At 70.7% G+C, this 18,041-nt stretch carries 19 protein-coding genes; 8 read left to right on the forward strand and 11 right to left on the reverse strand.

Annotated elements, in window-relative coordinates; all coding sequences use genetic code 11:
- Positions 1 to 151 precede the first annotated feature (151 nt).
- A complete protein-coding gene (locus R2B38_RS32555; RefSeq protein WP_318019398.1) occupies positions 152 to 796 on the forward strand; it encodes an isoprenylcysteine carboxylmethyltransferase family protein in 645 nt (214 codons plus the stop codon).
- A 198-nt stretch (positions 797 to 994) separates the two neighbouring features.
- Here the strand turns inward: R2B38_RS32555 and R2B38_RS32560 are convergent, their stop codons facing one another.
- Positions 995 to 1,723, reverse strand: a complete 729-nt coding sequence (locus tag R2B38_RS32560; protein ID WP_318019399.1) for an aminoacyl-tRNA hydrolase — start codon at positions 1,721 to 1,723, stop codon at positions 995 to 997.
- 154 nt (positions 1,724 to 1,877) lie between these two features.
- Between R2B38_RS32560 and R2B38_RS32565 the strand changes: the two genes are divergently transcribed.
- Both R2B38_RS32565 and R2B38_RS32570 read left to right on the forward strand, forming a co-directional pair.
- Positions 1,878 to 2,756: an ATP-binding cassette domain-containing protein gene (locus tag R2B38_RS32565; RefSeq protein ID WP_318019400.1), complete on the forward strand. Its 879-nt coding sequence runs from the start codon at positions 1,878 to 1,880 to the stop codon at positions 2,754 to 2,756.
- Positions 2,757 to 2,770: 14 nt separating this feature from the next.
- Positions 2,771 to 3,442 carry an ABC transporter gene (locus R2B38_RS32570; protein ID WP_318021853.1) on the forward strand — a complete coding sequence of 224 codons (672 nt, stop codon included), beginning with the start codon at positions 2,771 to 2,773 and terminating at the stop codon, positions 3,440 to 3,442.
- Here R2B38_RS32570 and R2B38_RS32575 read toward each other — a convergent pair.
- From R2B38_RS32575 to zapE, 8 genes are all read right to left on the reverse strand, one after another.
- The gene (locus R2B38_RS32575; protein WP_318019401.1) at positions 3,434 to 3,577 is read right to left on the reverse strand and encodes a hypothetical protein; all 144 of its coding nucleotides are present in this window, start codon (positions 3,575 to 3,577) and stop codon (positions 3,434 to 3,436) included. The two genes, R2B38_RS32570 and R2B38_RS32575, sit on opposite strands and share 9 nt — an antisense overlap.
- A 29-nt stretch (positions 3,578 to 3,606) precedes the next feature.
- Positions 3,607 to 4,449, reverse strand: coding sequence for a polysaccharide deacetylase family protein (locus tag R2B38_RS32580; RefSeq protein ID WP_318019402.1), 843 nt, complete (start codon positions 4,447 to 4,449; stop codon positions 3,607 to 3,609).
- 68 nt (positions 4,450 to 4,517) lie between these two features.
- Complete coding sequence (locus R2B38_RS32585; protein ID WP_318019403.1) at positions 4,518 to 5,414, reverse strand: PPK2 family polyphosphate kinase; 897 nt, start codon at positions 5,412 to 5,414, stop codon at positions 4,518 to 4,520.
- 72 nt (positions 5,415 to 5,486) lie between these two features.
- Positions 5,487 to 6,287 (reverse strand): slipin family protein, encoded by an 801-nt coding sequence (locus tag R2B38_RS32590; RefSeq protein WP_318019404.1) that lies wholly within the window; start codon positions 6,285 to 6,287, stop codon positions 5,487 to 5,489.
- 100 nt (positions 6,288 to 6,387) lie between these two features.
- Positions 6,388 to 7,863 (reverse strand): SulP family inorganic anion transporter, encoded by a 1,476-nt coding sequence (locus R2B38_RS32595; RefSeq protein ID WP_318019405.1) that lies wholly within the window; start codon positions 7,861 to 7,863, stop codon positions 6,388 to 6,390.
- An 8-nt stretch (positions 7,864 to 7,871) separates the two neighbouring features.
- Entirely contained in the window at positions 7,872 to 8,450 is a 579-nt protein-coding gene (locus R2B38_RS32600) for a carbonic anhydrase (protein WP_318019406.1), read from the reverse strand.
- A gap of 87 nt (positions 8,451 to 8,537) precedes the next feature.
- Entirely contained in the window at positions 8,538 to 8,936 is a 399-nt protein-coding gene (locus R2B38_RS32605) for a hypothetical protein (RefSeq protein ID WP_318019407.1), read from the reverse strand.
- A 154-nt stretch (positions 8,937 to 9,090) separates the two neighbouring features.
- Complete coding sequence (zapE, locus tag R2B38_RS32610) at positions 9,091 to 10,197, reverse strand: cell division protein ZapE (RefSeq protein WP_318019408.1); 1,107 nt, start codon at positions 10,195 to 10,197, stop codon at positions 9,091 to 9,093.
- A 214-nt stretch (positions 10,198 to 10,411) separates the two neighbouring features.
- Between zapE and R2B38_RS32615 the strand changes: the two genes are divergently transcribed.
- From R2B38_RS32615 to msrB, 4 genes are all read left to right on the forward strand, one after another.
- On the forward strand, positions 10,412 to 11,206 hold the full coding sequence (locus R2B38_RS32615) for a pyrimidine reductase family protein (RefSeq protein WP_318019409.1): 795 nt from the start codon (positions 10,412 to 10,414) through the stop codon (positions 11,204 to 11,206).
- 154 nt (positions 11,207 to 11,360) lie between these two features.
- Complete coding sequence (locus tag R2B38_RS32620) at positions 11,361 to 11,834, forward strand: indole-3-glycerol phosphate synthase (protein WP_318019410.1); 474 nt, start codon at positions 11,361 to 11,363, stop codon at positions 11,832 to 11,834.
- Positions 11,835 to 11,955: 121 nt separating this feature from the next.
- Positions 11,956 to 13,344, forward strand: coding sequence for a UDP-N-acetylmuramate--L-alanine ligase (murC, locus tag R2B38_RS32625; RefSeq protein ID WP_318019411.1), 1,389 nt, complete (start codon positions 11,956 to 11,958; stop codon positions 13,342 to 13,344).
- Between the two features lie 13 nt (positions 13,345 to 13,357).
- On the forward strand, positions 13,358 to 13,765 hold the full coding sequence (gene msrB / locus R2B38_RS32630) for a peptide-methionine (R)-S-oxide reductase MsrB (RefSeq protein ID WP_033285002.1): 408 nt from the start codon (positions 13,358 to 13,360) through the stop codon (positions 13,763 to 13,765).
- A gap of 7 nt (positions 13,766 to 13,772) precedes the next feature.
- On the opposite strand, the gene R2B38_RS32635 is transcribed toward msrB, so the two are convergent.
- Positions 13,773 to 14,789, reverse strand: coding sequence for a thaumatin family protein (locus tag R2B38_RS32635; protein WP_318019412.1), 1,017 nt, complete (start codon positions 14,787 to 14,789; stop codon positions 13,773 to 13,775).
- Positions 14,790 to 14,999: 210 nt separating this feature from the next.
- Between R2B38_RS32635 and R2B38_RS32640 the strand changes: the two genes are divergently transcribed.
- Positions 15,000 to 16,895 carry a sigma-70 family RNA polymerase sigma factor gene (locus R2B38_RS32640; RefSeq protein WP_318019413.1) on the forward strand — a complete coding sequence of 632 codons (1,896 nt, stop codon included), beginning with the start codon at positions 15,000 to 15,002 and terminating at the stop codon, positions 16,893 to 16,895.
- A gap of 22 nt (positions 16,896 to 16,917) precedes the next feature.
- On the opposite strand, the gene R2B38_RS32645 is transcribed toward R2B38_RS32640, so the two are convergent.
- Positions 16,918 to 17,901 (reverse strand): thaumatin family protein, encoded by a 984-nt coding sequence (locus R2B38_RS32645; protein ID WP_318019414.1) that lies wholly within the window; start codon positions 17,899 to 17,901, stop codon positions 16,918 to 16,920.
- Positions 17,902 to 18,041 lie beyond the last annotated feature (140 nt).

Consider the following 18,041-nt stretch of genomic DNA (forward strand, 5'->3'; position numbering starts at 1 on the left):
TGGGTCACCTCGACGTCATGTCGACGTCATGTCGACCGTGAGCCATGGCGGGAGTCATGGCGTGAGTCATGGGTCTCCACCCGAGGGTGGAGCCGCTGAATCAGCCCGTGGGTGGTGGTGATCGACGCAGGTCGGGGCGCAGCCTTGTGCCATGGGCTCACTACATTCCGCACTCGTCGCTCTCACCGGCATCTGTGTCGCGATCTTCGTCGTGGCCTGGATCGCGGGCGCCGTCTACTTCGGCGTGAAGAGCGAGTCCGGGCTGAGCGGCTGGGCACACGGCCTGCGCCGCACCCTGCCCCGGCGGGCGCTGCTGCTCGTGGGCGCCTATGCCTTCTCCCTGCTGATCAGACACTCCCCGGACTCCTTCTGGCACCACCTCCAGTACTGGCAGCCCGAACTCGCACTCCTGGGCGCGGTGTTCGCCGTCGCCTCCACCGCCCTGCTGCTGTGGGCGCGTTGGGTGCTGGGCGTCATGTGGGCCAGCATCCCGCTGGTCCACGAACACCATGAACTGCGCACCGAGGGCCCGTACCGAATAGTGCGGCACCCCATCTACACCGGGCTCCTGGGGCTGGTCCTCGGCGGGATGCTGGCCTGCGGCTTCGGCATCTGGATCGTGTTCCTGGCCGTCGCCGTGCCGTGGCTGCTGCGCCGGGTGCGCGTGGAGGACGGGATGATGGCCGACCGCTTCGGTGCGTCCTACGACGCCTACCGCGCCCGCGTTCCGGCACTGATCCCGTGGACTCGGCCCGCTCCGGCCGGACCCCGGGCCGTCGACAGCCGGCAGGGGTAGTCCGGGCCGGTCGTGTGGTGGTCACCGGCGTCAAGAGATTCAACGTCCGCGCGGCGCCAAAGGAGTGCCGGCCGACCAGCCGTCGCCCCGGCCGGGCACCCCGCCTCGGCCGGGCAGGTCCTGATACGGCCGGGCAACCGCCCGACACAGCCGTACGTTTCCCACAACGGGCGCCGCGGACACCGCGGTTGCGCTGCCTCAGGCCCGTCCGAGCGCCGGGTGCTCGGCCACGACGGTCGCCGAGCCCGGTGCGATCTCCGTGAAGCCCGCGTCCTTGACCAACGGCAGCCCGCCGGCGGTGAGTTCGGCCCACCGGGCGGGGGCGGCGGTGCGGACCGAGAGCGGGAAGCCGGCCTCGCGCCAGGCGGTCCGCTCCTCGTCCGACAGTTCCCACCAGGCGAGTTGGGCGCCGTGGCCGGTCTGGGCCATGGTCTTGCCGGCGGACATGTCGAGGTCGGGGTTGAGCCAGAGCACCGGTGCCGTGGGGTCCGCGTCGGACGGCGGTTCGGGGTCGTCGAGGTCGGTGCCGGAGACCTGGAGCCGGGCGAGGTCCTTGGGCCAGCCGTCGAGCGGAACGGGCGGGAAGACCCGTACCTCCGCCGACTTCCCGGTCACCGTGATGCCGGGCAGCGCCTCGGCCCGCCGCCACTCGGCCCCGCGCGCCCGCCGGACCACCTTCCGGATCCGCGCGTCCTGCCAGTCCCGCATGACCTGCGCCCACTCCCCGTCCCCGACGGCCCGCTCATCACTCAGGATCGTCAGCACGGCCCGAGCGGCCGTCTCCAGCGCGTCCGTACGAGCCGGGGGAGCGTCCCGCTCGATCCGCACAACAAGGGGCAGCACGAACTGGGGAGCCTCGTCGCGAGAGGTGGGCTCATTGAGGAAGGGGTCGGCGTTGTCGCCGGAAACGGTGGAATCACTGGTCACACCCTCCAGTCTGCCAGGCAAGGGAGCGGCCCTTACAAACACCGTCAAGGGGACCCACCCAAGGGGCGCGGGGAACTGCGCGACCAGCCACAACGAGCCCGCACCCGCCGCAAAACCACGCACCCCCACGGCGCTCTCGCGAGAAGATGCCCCCATGCGACGCGATCTACAGCTGGACAACGTCGGCCGCCGCTACGGAATCCACGGCCCCTGGATCCTCCGCGCCGTAAACCTGGAGATACCTCCCGGTACCCTCACCCGCGTAGACGGACCCAACGGCACCGGCAAATCCACCCTCCTCCGCCTGCTCGCCCGCATAGACGCCCCCACCGAAGGCAAAATCACCGGCCGCCCCCGCACCGCCTACGTCCCCGAACGCTTCCCCCAGGCACTCCCGTTCACCGCCGAGGCCTACCTCACCCACCTCGGCACGGTGCACGGCCTCTCCCGCGCGGCAGCGCCCCGCGTCGCGAGCGAGTGGCTCGACCGCTTCGGCGCCACCGCCTACGCCGGCACCCCCATGACCCGCCTCTCGAAGGGCAGCAGCCAGAAGGTCGCCGTGGCCCAGGCCCTGCTCGCCGAGCCGGAGTTGCTCGTCCTCGACGAGGCGTGGACCGGCCTGGACGAGGGCGCGAGGGCCGAGTTGGAACGGGCGGTCGCCGAACGCACCGCGGCCGGCGGAGCCGTGGTCTTCGTCGACCACGACCCGCGCCGCCTCGCGGGGGCACCCGACGCGACGTACACAGTCACGGACGGAACCCTCAACCTCCGTACGGACAAGCCCACTTCACCGTCCGGGCCGCAGGTCGCCCTGGACATCCAGGGCCCGCCGGGAGGCCAACTCCCCGCCGAGGCGACCCGGTTGCTCACCTCGTCCACAGAACTCACCCCCGGAACCCACCGCCTCACCGTTGCCGCCTCCCACTCGGATGTCCTGCTCCGCGCCCTGCTGACGGCCCGGCCGCCCTGGCACGTGGTGAGCCTGAACCGGCGCACGGACGACCTTCCCCTCGACGACGAAAGCCCCCGGTGACCGCGATGACGGCGATGACGGCCCTCCTGCGCTACCAGGCCGCCCTTCTCCTGCGCTCCCAGCGCTGGCTCCCGCCGTTCATCCTGTACGCCGCGTTCCTGGGCATCGGTGTCCAGGGCGGCCAGCCGGTGCTCGACTCGCTCGGCTACACGGCCGCGGCCCTGCTCCCCGTAGCGGCCTGGCTGGTGCGGATCTGTACGACCAACGAGCCGCCCGCGGCGCGCAGTTGTGTCGCGGCGGCGGTCGGCCCCGCGCGGGCGCACCTCGCCTGTCTGCTGGTCGCGCTGACCACCGCGGCGGCGCTCGGCACGGCGGCCACCCTCGTCGTCACGCTGATCAGCGACCCGGCGAGCGCCGATCACCGCACCCGGGTTCCGCTCCCCGCAGCCGCCGCGGCCGGCCTGCTCGCGACCCTGGCCTGCGCCCTGCTCGGCACGGCGGTGGGCGCGCTCACCAACTGGCCGCTGCTGCGCTCACCCGGCCGCGCGGTGCCCGCGATGTTGCTGGCGGCGCTGCTCGCCCTGGTGGTGACCGGCTCCCCGGCACAGGCGGCGGTGAGCGGCCTGGTCACCGGCTCGCAGTCCGGCACGGTCCCGGTCCCGCTGCTGCCGCTGGCCGGGGCCGCCCTGGTCACGGCGGCCGCGACCGCCGTGACCTGCGTCCTCACCTCCCGCCGCTCACCCTGAACAGGCGGTGCGCTGTGCCTCCTGCCACTCGCAGACGGGGCACAGCGTGATCCCCTTGTACGACTCCGGGTACTCGGTCGGTTCCTGGCACAGCACACACTCCGCGTACGCCGGCACCGGCTCTTCGTCGCTCATGAGACCAGCGTAAGAGGAGCGCGCGGTGCTCAGCGGTGCCGGTCCGTGGCCCCGATCAGCTCGGAGACCTTCACGAACCGGTACCCCTTCTTCCGTAGCTCGGGCACGATCATGCGGACGGCCCGTTCGGTCGCCGGGGCGGCGCTGCGCGTGCAGTGCATGACGACGACAGAGCCGGGCTGCACACCCTCCAGCACCTGCTGGGCCACCGCGTCCGAGTCCGTCGCGAACGCGTCACCGCTCACCACGTCCCACTGCACCGCCGTGACACCGACCGCGCTCAGCGTCTTCAGCGCCTGCCGGTCGTAACACCCGCCGGGGAAGCGGAAGTACGGCATCGCGTTCGGCACGCCCGCCTTCTTGAAAGCGGTGTACGCCCGCTCGACATCCGCCTTCATCCGGTCCGGGGACACGGTCGGCAGGCCGTAGCAGTCACCGGTGAAGGCGTAGTGGCTGTAGGAGTGGTTGGCGATCTCGAACTGCGGGTCGCGTCCGATGGCACGGGCCTCGGCCGGGTACTCGTCGGCCCACCGCCCCGTCATGAACACGGTCGCCGGCACCTTCAGCGTGCGCAGCGTGGCGATGAGCTGCGGATTGTCGAAGTGCTCGCCCTTCGCCGCGCGCGGCCCCTCGTCGGCGGTCATATCGGCGTCGAAGGTCAGCGCGACGGTCTTTCCGTCCACCCGAGGACCGTTCTTGAAGACCGGGGTCAGACCGGCGGGACCGGGCGCGAGCGTGGGCGGCCGCGACACGGCGGCGGAGGGCGCACTGGGCGCCGGACGGCTGGCGTGGGGCGCCGAGGGGGCCCCGCAGGCGGTGAGCGCGGCGCCGAGTGCACAGGCGGCGGCGACTCGTCGTACTCGAATGGTCACCGTAGGAACATAGGATAATAAAAGTGACTAACCGGTCATCGACACGAGATGAGGCCCGGGACGGGTGGTCAGTCCGAACTCAGCAGCTGCTCCCGGCACGCCTCCACGTCGAAGTCCGCCTTCGGGTACTGCGGATCCAGTGCCGTCAGGTGTTCCAGGAGGAGGCGGCTGATCGCCCAGTTGCGGTACCACTTGCGGTCGGCCGGGATCAGGTACCAGGGGGCCTCCGGCGTGGAGCAGCGGGTGAGGGCGATCTCGTAGGCCTGCTGGTAGGCGGGCCACAGGGCCCGTTCCGTGATGTCGCCGGGGTTGAACTTCCAGTGCTTGTCCGGGTTGTCGAGGCGTTCCAGCAGGCGGCGCTGCTGCTGGTCGTAGGAGATGTGGAGGAAGCATTTGACGACGGTCACGCCCTCGTCGGTCAAGGACTTCTCGAAGCGGTTGATCCGGCCGTAGCGGTCGTTGATCTCGCGGTGCGGGGCGAGTTCGCGGACGCGGGCGATGAGGACGTCCTCGTAGTGGGAGCGGTCGAAGATGCCGATCTCGCCAGGGTGGGGGAGGGCGCGTTTGATGCGCCAGAGGAAGTCGTGTTTGCGTTCCTCGGGCGTCGGGGCCTTGAAGGCGCTGATCCGGCAGCCGGAGGGGTTGAACAGGCCGATGACGTGCTTGACCGTGCCGCCCTTGCCGCTGGTGTCCATGCCTTGGAGGACCAGGAGGAGGCGTCGGGCGTCGCCTGCCGTGCTCGCTGCCCAGAGGCGTTCTTGCAGGTCGGCGAGGTGTTCGCCCATCCGGGCGGTGTCCTTGAGTCCTGCGGCCTTGTCGGCGGGGCCGCCGGGGGTGGCCGCGGCGTCGTAGGAGGAGAGGTCGACCGGGTGGCCGGCGGGGACGCGCAGGAGGTCGGACAGGGGGATCTCCTTGCCCTTTGCCTCCTTCTCCCCGTTCTTGCGCTTCGCGCCCTTCTTGGCCATGGGGCACCTCTTCCGGTCGGCTCCCTCGATCCTCCGGCGCGGGGGCCGTGCCCGCCAGTCAGCGGGCGGGCGTCAATGGTCCACGGCGGGCGGTGGCGCGGGGGGCTGTTGTTGTGGCTGCGCTCGTTCCAGGAAGCGCAGCAGCTCGACCGGGAAGGGGAGTACCAGGGTCGAGTTCTTCTCGGCAGCAACCGCCACCACCGTTTGCAGCAGCCGGAGTTGGAGTGCGGCGGGCTGTTCGGACATCTGCTCGGCGGCCTCGGCGAGTTTCTTCGAGGCCTGCAACTCGGCGTCCGCGTTGATGATCCGGGCACGCCGCTCGCGGTCGGCCTCGGCCTGGCGGGCCATCGAGCGCTTCATCGTCTCGGGGAGGGACACGTCCTTGATCTCGACGCGGTCGATCTGCACGCCCCAGCCGATGGACGGGCTGTCGATCATCAACTCCAGGCCCTGGTTGAGCTTTTCGCGGTTGGAGAGCAGGTCGTCGAGATCGCTCTTGCCGATGATCGACCGCAGCGAGGTCTGCGCCATCTGCGAGACGGCGAAGCGGTAGTCCTCGACCTTGACGATCGCGTCGGTCGCGTCGACGACCTTGAAGTAGACGACCGCGTCGACGCGCACGGTCACGTTGTCGCGGGTGATGCCCTCCTGTGCGGGGACGGGCATCGTCACGATCTGCATGTTGACCTTGCGGAGCTTGTCCACGAACGGGACGACCATGGTGAAGCCGGGTGCCCGCACCTCACCGGCCACCTGCCCGAGGCGGAAGACCACCCCGCGCTCGTACTGCTTGACGACCCTGGCCGCCGCAGCGACGTACACCACGCACGCGGAACCGGCCGCCGCGCCCGCCACCAGCAGTTCCTGGAGCATCCTGACCCCCTCGTCGAGAGGTCGTTCTGTCTGCTCCTGCAAGGGTATGCCCGGTGCCTGCTCCGGGGCCACGATCATCCCGGAGCAGGCACCGACGCCCTTACTTCACGGCCGGGATCTTCGCCTCCGTGACCTTCACCGGCTCGGTGCCGGCCGCGCTGTGCCGCTCCGCCCAGTTCTCCAGGGCCGTACGGCAGGCGTGGTCCAGGTGGTGCAGGCCGGAGAGGTGGAGTTCCACCGGGCGGTCCTGGGGGAGCGCCTCCAGGCTGTCGAGGATCTTCGGCAGCCGCAGGAAGGTCGCGTTGCCCGACAGGTACGCCTGCACCGGGCCCGCGCCCTTGTCGACGACCTCCAGCTTGATGTGCGAGGCCTCCCACGCCGTCTTGGCGACGGCCAGCGCGAGGCCGATGAGGACGCCCTCGAACATGCTGACCGCGACGATCGACAGCGCCGTGACGACCAGGATCAGCGCCTCGCCCCGGTGCTCGCGCCACAGCGACACGATCTCCCGGACGGGGATGAGCTTGGCGCCGGCGTGCACCAGGATGCCCGCCAGGGCCGGGATCGGGATGTACGCGAGGACGTCCGGCAGCAGCGCCGCGAACAGCAGCAGCCAGACGCCGTGCATGACCCGGGACGCCTTCGTCCGCGCGCCCGCCTGCACGTTCGCCGCGCTGCGCACGATCACCGCGGTCATGGGCAGCGCACCGAGCATCCCGCACAGCGCGTTGCCCGCGCCCTGCGCCACCAACTCCTTGTCGTACTGGGTACGTTGACCGGAGTGCAGCCGGTCGACCGCCGCCGCGCTGAACAGCGACTCGGCGGACGCGATCAACGTGAACGCGACGATCGTGCCCAGCACCCCGACATGCGCCAGCTCACCGAACGAACTCAGCGGCGGCGGCTGCAACGAGCCGAGCAGCCCCTGCACTTCGACGGTCGCCACCGGCAGCCCGAAGGCCAGCGCGGCGAGCGTCGCGAGTCCTACGGCGGCCAACGGACCCGGCACCGTACGGACCTTGGCCGGCATCCGCTTCCACAGCACCAGGACGGCGATGGTCGCGGCGCCGAGCGCGAGCGAGGCCAGCGCCTTCGTGTTCCCGACGGCGTCGACGAGCGCGCCGGGCAGCTCGACTATCTTGTCCAGCCCCGAGGCGGGGGCCTTCGCCCCGGCCACCGAGTACAACTGCCCGGCGATCAGCACCAGTCCGATGCCGGCCAGCATGCCCTCGACGACCGAGACCGAGATGGCCCGGAAGTAGCGCCCCAACTTCAGGACGCCCATGGCGATTTGGAGCACACCGGTGGTGAGCACGATGACTCCGAGGGCGGGCAGCCCGTACTCCCGCACCGCCTCGAAGACCAGCACGGTCAGACCGGCGGCGGGTCCGGACACCTGGAGGCTGCTGCCCCGCATGAGTCCGGTGACGATCCCGCCCACGATGCCGGTGACCAGGCCCAGTTCGGCCGGCACACCGGAGGCGACGGCCACGCCCACGCAGAGCGGGAGCGCGACCAGGAACACGACGAGGGAAGCGGCGAAGTCCTGCCGCAGATAAGGGTATTTGGTCAACATCGCTACGCTCACAGGGCCTTGAAGGTGTCGGTGGCCGGGTCGTGGGTGAGGACGGCGCCGGTGTGGACCTCGTAGAACCAGGCGTGCAGGGACAGTTGACGGTCCTTCAGTTTCTTCTCGATGTACGGGTAGGAGCGCAGCCTGAGCAACTGCGTCAGGACGTGGGCCTGTACGCCTTCGGACACGGCCGGGTCGTCGACCGTCCCCTCCGGCTTCGGCGTCGCGTGGGTGAGCCAGTCGCGCACGGCCGGTACGGCGGTCAGGTCGTCGCCGCGCACCAGGGCGCCGACGGCGCCGCAGTGCGAGTGGCCGCAGACCACGATGTCGCTGACGCCGAGGACCTCCACGGCGTACTCGATGGTGCACGCCTCGCTGGTGGGGTGTTGGGAGGCGTACGGCGGGACGATGTTGCCCGCGGTGCGCAGCTCGAAGAGCTGGCCGGGGCGGGCGCCCGTGATCAGGGCCGGGACGACCCTGGAGTCGGAGCAGGTGATGAACAGCACCTGCGGGGACTGGCCTTCGGCGAGTTTGGCGAACTCCTCAGGGCGTTGTCCGAACGTACGGGCGTTGTCGATGAGGGGCTGCATGGCGTGTTTGTTCCTCCTGGCGCGCCCTCTGGGCGCGTCGGGCCTGCATGACAGTGTGTGTGGGGGATGTGACTGCCTGCTCGGCTCTCAGCAGCGGAAGACCTGAAGTGCCGCCGGAGTGTGTGCTGTCGAGGATCTCGATGTGCGGTGCGGCGCCGTGCCGGGCGCCACCGATGTGCGTACGGCCGCCGGGTCCTCGGTGAGGAGCGGGCGTTCGGGTGTCTCGGGCCCGCAGTCGGCGGAGCGGTAACGGTCGCGCAGGCGCAGCGGGACGGTGGGAGTCCCGGAGGCGCCGCAGTCGCGGAAGGTGATCGTCTCGGCGCGCAGGGCCTTGCCGCTGAGCTTGAACCCGGGCTGTGCCTTGGCCTCCGCATGACGCGCTGTGTGCGCGGGTGCGAAGGATTCCATGGAAGCGAAGAACTGGAGGGCGAACAGGACGGCAGTGAGGAGCGTCACGACGGTCCGAGCCGTCTTACCTCGGAACATGCGCCCCCCTTCAGTCAGTTCGTGTTCCTAGTACAGACCAAGGCCAGGTCAACGGCTGGTCAAGTAACACGGTAACCCGGTGAAGTTGTTTGCAGGGTTAACGCAGCGTTTCCGATGCAAGAGAGCGTGAAAAGCGCGCCTGGGCTGGCGTGAACTAAGCGGTTTTGACGAGGCCCTTGGCGTCCCGGGCCAGCGCGGTGAGGCGGGAGATCGCGCGGAAGTACTTCTTGCGGTAGCCGCCGTTCAGCATCTCCTCGCTGAACAGCCGGTCGAAGGGCAACCCCGAGGTCAGGACGGGCACTTCACGGTCGTAGAGCCGGTCCGCGAGGACGACGAGCCGCAGCGCCGTCGACTGGTCGGGTATCGGCTGGACGTCGGTGAGGCAGACGGCCCTGAGGTCGTCGGTGAGGGCGCCGTAGCGGCTGGGGTGGACCTTGGCGAGGTGGGCCAGGAGGTGCGGGAAGTCGTCGAGGGAGGCGCCGGGGGTGGCGTACGCCGCCTTCGTCACCTGCTCGTCGGAGAACGGGGCCGGGGCCTCCGGAAGGCCGCGGTGGCGGTAGTCGTCGCCGTCGATGCGCAGCGAGCGGAAGTGCGCGGACAGGCCCTGGATCTCGCGCAGGAAGTCCACGGACGCGAAGCGGCCCTCGCCGAGCTTGCCCGGCAGGGTGTTGGAGGTGGCGGCGAGCGCCACACCGGCGTCGACCAGCTTGCCGAGCAGGGTCGACACGAGGACGGTGTCACCCGGGTCGTCCAGCTCGAACTCGTCGATGCAGAGCAGTCGGTGGCCGGAGAGCGTCCGGACCGTCTGCTGGAAGCCGAGCGCGCCGACCAGGTTCGTCAGCTCGACGAAGGTGCCGAACGCCTTGAGCGCGGGCTCGGCCGGGGTCGCGTGCCAGAGGGAGGCGAGCAGGTGCGTCTTGCCGACGCCGTAGCCGCCGTCGAGATAGACGCCACGGGGGCCGGCGGGCGTCTTGGCCGCCCTGCCCTTGCCGAAGCCCAGGAAGCCGCGCTTGGCGGTGCCGGCGGAGTGGGTCCCGCCGAGTCCGGCGGCGAAGGCCTCCAGGACGCCGACCGCCTCGGTCTGGCTGGGCTGGTTCGGGTCGGGGATGTACGTGGCGAAGCGCACCGAGTCGAAGCGCGGCGGCGGCACCATCTCGGCGACCAGCCGGTCCGCGGGGACGTACGGCTCACGGGCGCACAGGGACAGCGGGGCCGCGTCTGCTATCGGGCTGATCCCGGAGGCGGCGGAGGAGGATGACACGGTTCATCAGTCTAGGGCCTGTCCGATAATCCACGTCTCATCCCCGTCGCAGCCCGGAGGGCGGCCTCGGGCCCGTTGCGGCGGCGGCTCGGGGCGCGGTAGGCGCGTGCTCTGGGGGCTCCCTGGCCGGAGGCCGCCGTCGCGAGACGGGTGGGTATCGGAGGCGGACGGGGATGACCGGACAGGCCGTAGGGGGCGTGCCACACTGCACGACATGCGACGCCTGTTCCCTGTGACCGACGAAACAGCAGCCCAGGCCTCGGACGGGGCCCCCGATGCGCGTGGGACGGACCGGGAGTGGGGGCTCGCGGAGCTGGCGGAGGTGTACGCCTACCCCGCCACCGACGGCCCCTGGCTGCGCGCCAACATGGTCTCCACGCTCGACGGGGCCGGTCACCACGAGGGCCGCTCGCAGCCCATCTCCGGGGACGCCGACATGCGGATCTTCGGCACCCTGAGGGCGCTGGCCGATGTCGTGGTCGTCGGTGCGGAAACGGTACGCCAGGAGGGCTATCGGCCCGCACGCGCGCGTGACGAGTTCGCGGACGCCCGCGCGCGTGCGGGACAAGGGCCCGCCCCCGTGATCGCGGTCGTCACCGCGAGCCTCGACCTCGACTTCTCGCTTCCGCTTTTCACCTCGCCCCTGGTGCCGACGCTGATCCTCACGGGCGCCCAGGCGCCGCCGGACCGGGTCGCGGTTGCCGAGAAGGCGGGCGCCCGGGTGGTGGTCGCGGGTGACGGTGCCGGAGTGGACCCGGCACGGGCCGTAGAAGCGCTCGCCGCCCTTGGGCACGCCCGGCTGCTGACCGAGGGCGGGCCGCGGCTGCTGGGGCAGTTCGTGGCCGCCGGGGTGCTCGACGAGCTGTGTCTGGCGCTCTCGCCGATGCTCGTGGCGGGGGAGGCGCAGCGGATCTCCGGAGGGCCGTCGGTTAAGGTTCCCCAGCGCTTCGAACTGGTGTCCCTGCTGGAAGAGGCCGGGTTCCTGTTCGGTCGCTACCGTCGGTCCTGAGTACGGGCGGAATGATCCGTTCCGTTTGTCTTTCGACGGGCACACTAAATCCGGCAGTACCCGTGCGATCACGGGGCAGGATGGTTTCCGCAGGGCCTGGACGGCCTACGGAGGAGAGAGGGCCCGCGGGTCCTCGAAGGAGAAGGGGCGCCTGGTGTTCACAAGCGTACTGATGATCGAGAAGGCCCTTACGTCCGCCGACGTGGAGTTCGTCACCACCTTGCACGGTGACGAGACCGTCTCCTTCCACGTGTTGCTCCAGCCCCGCGGCGACCAGGCGGACCGCCTGCTGCGGGCCATCGACGACGTCGCGCTGGGCGAACTCGACGAGGCGGCACACGAGCGGGAGACCCCCGAGGGCAAGGACGCGGCGGCCCTCGGCACGCAGGCTCTGGAGGTGTCCCTGGCGGCCCTGCGCGCGGCCGGCAGCGAGGCGCGGGGGCGGCTCATCGAGGACCACCCGCTGGACGCGCTGAAGACCCTCGTGGACGAGATCGGCGCGGACGAGGTGATCGTGCTGACCGATCCCCACTACGTGGAGGAGTTCTTCCACCGGGACTGGGCCTCGCGCGCCCGTCACAAGGTCGGCGTACCGGTGCTGAAGCTGTTCTCGCACAGCAAGGAGTAAGCAGGGAGCAGCGGTCGGCGGGACGGCCGGCGGGTGTCCGTGGTTGTCGGTGGCACCGCATAGGCTTGCCGCTGAACGTCCGCCGTACCCGTACGGAACCAGCACGCACAGGGAGACACACATGGCACCCGGCCTTCCCACCGCCATGGACCGACCGCACTTCATCGGCATCGGCGGGGCCGGGATGTCGGGGATCGCCAAGATCCTCGCGCAGCGCGGGGCGAAGGTCGCGGGCAGCGACGCCAAGGACTCCGCGACCGCCGACGCCCTGCGCGCCCTGGGTGCCACGGTGCACATCGGGCACGCCGCGGAGCACCTCGCCGACGACGCCACCTGCGTGGTCGTGTCGTCGGCGATCCGCAAGGACAACCCCGAGCTGGCCCGCGCGGCCGAGCTGGGCATCCCGGTCGTCCACCGCTCGGACGCGCTCGCCCGCCTGATGGACGGCCTGCGCCCGATCGCCGTAGCAGGCACGCACGGCAAGACGACCACGACGTCGATGCTCGCGGTCTCGCTGTCCGAGCTGGGCCTGAAGCCCTCGTACGCGATCGGCGGCGACCTGGACGCCCCGGGGTCGAACGCGCTGCACGGCGACGGCGAGATCTTCGTCGCCGAGGCCGACGAATCGGACCGCAGCTTCCACAAGTACGCCCCCGAGGTCGCGATCGTCCTCAATGTGGAGCTCGACCACCACGCCAACTACGCGTCCATGGAAGAGATCTACGAGTCCTTCCAGACCTTCGCCGACCGGATCGTGCCGGACGGCACCCTGGTGATCTCGGCGGACCACGAGGGCGCCCGGGAGCTGACGCGGCGCGTCTCCGGCTCCGTGAAGACGGTGACGTACGGAGAGGCGGAGGACGCCGACGTACGCATCCTGTCCGTCGTCGCGCAGGGCCTGAAGAGCGAGGTGACCGTCCTCCTGGGCGGTGCGGAACTCACCTTCACCGTCTCGGTCCCCGGCCGCCACTACGCGAGCAACGCGGTCGCGGCCCTCGCCGCGGGCGTCGCGCTCGGCATCCCGGCCGCGGAACTGGCGCCCGCGCTGGCCGCGTACACCGGCGTGAAGCGGCGCCTCCAGCTCAAGGGCGAGGCGGCCGGCGTCCAGGTGATCGACTCCTATGCCCACCACCCCACGGAGATGACCGCCGACCTGGAGGCAATGCGCGCGGCTGCCTCCTCCGCGCGGCTGCTGGTCGTCTTCCAGCCCCACCTCTTCTCCCGCACCCAGGAGCTCGGCAAGGAGATGGGCCAGGCCCTCGCCCTCGCCGACGCCTCGCTGGTCCTGGACATCTACCCGGCCCGCGAGGACCCGATCCCCGGCATCACCAGCGACCTGATCATCGAGGCCGCGCGCGCCGCGGGCGCCGACGTGACCCCGGTCCACGACAAGGCGGACGTGCCCGAGGCCGTGGCGGGAATGGCGAAGCCCGGTGATCTCGTTCTCACCATGGGAGCGGGCGATGTCACCGACCTCGGCCCGCGGATCCTGGACCGTCTCGCGAAGTAAGGGGCTGAGCTGCATGTCGTACGACGTCGAAAAGCCGGACGAGGAATGGCGCGCGGAGCTGAACCCGGCCGAGTACGCGGTGCTGCGGCAGGCCGGCACGGAGCCCGCCTTCGTCGGTGAGTACACCGACACCAAGACGAAGGGCGTCTACTCCTGCCGCGCCTGTGGCGCCGAACTGTTCACCTCCACCGAGAAGTTCGAGTCCCACTGCGGCTGGCCGAGCTTCTACGACCCGAAGGACACCGACGCGGTCGAGCTGATCGCCGACCGCTCGCACGGCATGGTCCGCACCGAGGTGCGGTGTGCCCGGTGCGGGTCGCATCTCGGGCACGTCTTCGAGGGGGAGGGGTATGCGACGCCGACCGATCAGCGGTACTGCATCAACTCCATCTCGCTGCGGCTGACGCCGGAAGCCGAGTGACCGCCGGTCACGAGCCGGTCGTTCCGAAGGTGACCTTGTAGTAGCAGGCCCCCTTGCACGGCATCGTCGCCCCGTCGTCGAAGGCGTACGCATAGGCGTACGGGGCGGCCCGCTTGAAGACCTGGGTGTAGTCGACCGGCCACTTCGAGGGGACGCAGTTGTCGCGACCCGCCCAGGCGCCGCGGCAGCAGTACGTGTCGCCGCCGAACGCCGCGCAGGGCGGCTCGCAGCCCACTACCTGGCCGCCCGACACCGCCCGCATCGCGGTGGGGCAGTCGACGTCCGAGGTGCAGACGCCCTTGTAGCAGCCCGAGGAACTGACCGGGTCGACGGTCGTGGTGTGCGAGATGTTGATGTACATCGGCAGGTTCGAGCCGTCGACCATGCTCACGTCGTAGAAATCCATCCCGGCGTACGCGTCGAACGTGAACTCCCCCAGTGTGGTGGGCGGGTTGGCCCCCTCGCACACGCTGGTGCAGTCGCCGGTCGCGCAGTGGCCAGCGGCCGTCGAGGTACAGCCCGTGCGGCCCCAGATACGGCCGCCCCAGTTGTTCGCCACGGTCACCGACAGGCTCTGGCCCGGGGCGAGTTGGCGGCCCTGCGGGTAGACGGCGGTGTTGGTGACGACCGCCCAGACCGTCTTCGGGGTGCGGTTGACGACCGTGATCAGGCGTTTGCCGGCGGGGGCCGTCGAGGGCCGGTCCGGTACCGGTTTGTCCGTCTTGGCGGTCGGTGCGGGCGTGCTCTTCTTCGACGGGGTGGCCTTGGGGGAGCGTGAGGCCGAGGGCGACGGGGAGGCCGAGGCGCTGTGGGCCGGGGAGGACGAAGCGCTCGGGGACACGGCCGGACGCGCGGCCGTGTCCTGGTGGGCCGTCGTGCGGGTGCTCTGGGTGCCGGACGGCGTCCACACGCTGTAGGCGATCAGCACGGTGGCGGCCGTGGCGAGGGCGGCCGCCGCGACGTACCACCAGCGTCGACGGTGCCGCTGCGGGCTCGCGCCGAGTCTTCTGCGTCCTCGTGCCATGGTCCTCGCGCCTTCCTGAAGCTCTTCGAATGCGGTCCAGATGCGGTCCTGCCTATCGGTGACCTGTTCGGCGACGGCCCGACAACATAAATTCGGACGCGACCGGCTGATTTCTTTTGTTGTCCTGTTTTCTGTAGTCCTTGCGCGCGTCGGCGGTCTCCGAAGCAGAGAGACGCCACGGCCGGACCACACGCGGAGGAACGAGCGCAGATGACCGAGAAGCCCAGGAGTGGACCCGACGCGGGCGTGGTGACGGCCGCGTGCGCGGGTGACCGGCAGGCCCTGGATCACCTGCTGACGCAGTGCCTGCCGCTGGTCTACAACATCGTCGGCCGGGCCCTGAACGGTCACGCCGATGTCGATGACGTCGTACAGGAGACGCTGTTGCGCATGGTGCGGGGGCTGCCGAAGCTGCGGGATCCCGCCGCGTTCCGGTCGTGGCTGGTGGCGATCACGATCAGGCAGGTACGGGACCGTGAGCAGATACGGGCCGCCGACCGCGACCGCAGGGCGCACATCGAGGACGCGGAGGCGATCACCGACCCCGCGCTCGACTTCGCCGGACTGACCATCCTGCGGCTGGGGTTGACCGAACAGCGCCGTGAAGTCGTCGAGGCCACCCGCTGGTTGGACCCCGACGACCAGGAACTGCTGTCCCTGTGGTGGCTGGAGGAGACCGGCGAACTCGAACGGGCCGAACTGGCTGGTGCGTTGGGCCTGTCCGACCGGCACGCCTCCGTCCGCGTGCAGCGGATGAAGAAGCAGATGGAGGTCTCGCGGGTGGTGGTGCGGGCGCTGGCCGCCGCACCGCGCTGCGCGGAGCTGGAGGAGACGGCCTCGACGTGGGACGGCACGCCAAGTGCCTTGTGGCGCAAGCGGTTTGCGCGGCACATCCGCGGGTGCGGGGTGTGTCAGGGGCTCGATGAGGGGCTGCTTCCGATGGACCGGCTGCTGAGCGGGCTTCCGCTGGTGGCCGTGCCCGCCGGGCTCGACCCGGCTCGGGTGCTGAACGCCGTTGTGGGGAACGGCAGTTCGGCCTCACCCGCCGAGCACTCCGCGGAGTCTGCGCACCGGGGTCCGCGTCGGCGGCACGGGCGCCGGTCCGGTCGTATGGGCAAGCAGGTCGTGGGTGGTTCGGCGGCGGTCGCCGTCGTCGCGGTGGCGGCGCTGGTCGCGCCCCGGCTGACCGGGGGCTCCTCTTCTACGACGGCTGTGGCATCGCCCGCTCCGGTGGTCAGCGTCACCCCGAGCCCCACGCCCACGCCCTCGGCCTCGCCGAGCACGTCGCCGAGCGCGTCCCCGACGCCGAAGGCCAAGCCGAGCGCCTCGCCCTCGAAGCACACCGCCGCCGCGCCCGTGCACATCGCCTCCGGTGCCAAGAAGGGCGTCGGGGTGTGGTCGTTCGGCGGGGTGAGTCAGGCGCTCGCCGCGAGCGGGGCGAACTGGTACTACACCTGGTCCACACAGCACTCGGGGATCACGACGCCCTCGTCGGGGTCGTTCGTGCCCATGATCTGGGGCGCGAAGTCCGTCACCGACTCCTCGCTGGCGCAGGCCCGGGAGTACGGGCCGTATCTGCTGGGGTTCAACGAACCGGACATGGCGCAGCAGTCGAACATGACGGTCGAGCAGGCGCTGCAGCTGTGGCCCCAGCTCATGGCGGCGGGCAAGATCCTGGGCAGCCCCGCGGTCGCCTACGGCGGTGACACGGCGGGCGGCTGGCTGGACCGTTTCATGTCGGGGGCGAAGACGAAGGGGTACCGGGTCGACTTCATCACGCTGCACTGGTACGGCGGCGACTTCCGCACCCCGCAGGCCGTCGAGCAGCTGAAGTCGTACCTGGCCGCGGTGTACGCGCGCTACCACAAGCCGATCTGGCTCACCGAGTACGCGCTGATCGACTTCTCCCAGGGCACCCGTTTCCCGACCGCGCAGCAACAGGCCGATTTCGTCACCGCGTCCACCAAGGCGCTGGACGGCCTGTCGTACGTGCAACGGTACGCGTGGTTCGGGCTGGGCGCCGATCCGGCGAAGCCGAGCAGTGGTCTCTTCACGGACGGTACGACGACCACCGCGGCGGGCCGGGCCTTCCAGTCGGCCGACTGATCCGGCCCGGCCGCCCCGGAAGTCAGGGGCTCACACCCCAGGTGATGCGGTAGCCGCACTCTCCTGAGCAGGTGAGCACGCTGGTCGCGTCGTCGTTGACGTAGGAGTAGGCGAAGGGTTCGGCCTTCTTGAACACGGCTGCCGAATCGACGGGCCAGGACGACGGGACGCACCGGGGGCGCGCCGCGTAGGCGCCGGTGCAGCACGTCCGGTCCGTCTTGAACACCAGGCAGGCGCTCAGGCAGGCCACGACCCTGCCGTCCCGGACGCGCTGGAGCTTGGCGGGGCAGGTCGCGTTGGCGTCCCGGGTGCATCCGGCGGCGGAGCAGCCGTTCGCGTCGATCTTGTCCTGGGACGAGCCGCCGTAACTGTTGATCCACATCGGCAGGTTGTTGCCCTCGACCAGGCTGACGTCGTAGAAGTCCATGCCGTTCCAGGCGTTCAGGTTGAACTCGGCCAATGTGGAAGGGAATTCGCCCCAGGTCGAGCCGCACTGGAAACGGCCGCAGTCCCCGGTCGTGCAGTGGCCGGCGCCGGTCGCGTCGAAGGAGCAGCCGGTGCGCGCCCACACCCGGACGTCCCAGTGGTCGGGGACGGTGAAGCTGAGGCTGGCCCCGGGCCTCAGCACCCAACCCGTCGCCTCCACAGGGTGTTTGGGGTCCGCGGCGATCGCGGGCCAGATCGTCTCGTCGAGGCGGTTGACGAGGGTGACGGTCCGCTTGCCGGCCGTCGCGGTCTTCGGCTGACCGGCCGCGCGGGACGGCGGGGCGCTCGCCTTGGCCGGCTTCCGTGCGTCAGGGGTGGGCGAGGGGGAGGGCGTGGCGCGCGGCGATGACGTCGTCGTGGTCGGTGACGATCCGGGGAGGGACGGGGTGCCGGCAACCGCCGTACCGTGCGCGGACGTTGGACCGGCGACCGTACGGTCTCCCGGGGTTCCCGGCAGCGCGCGGGTCAGCAGGACGCCGGTCACCACGGCGAGGCAGGTCAGGAGCACCGCGGTGGCCACGCCTACCTGTCTGCGTACCGGGCGGGGCGCACGGCGGTGGCCCGCCATGGATCGTGCGCGCCCTTGTCGGCGGATGGACAACCGGCAACGAGGCATGTCTCAACACTCCTGTCCGTTCCCACGCTCCGCCGCGCGGCGAT

This window comes from Streptomyces sp. N50, assembly GCF_033335955.1.
Classification (GTDB): domain Bacteria; phylum Actinomycetota; class Actinomycetes; order Streptomycetales; family Streptomycetaceae; genus Streptomyces.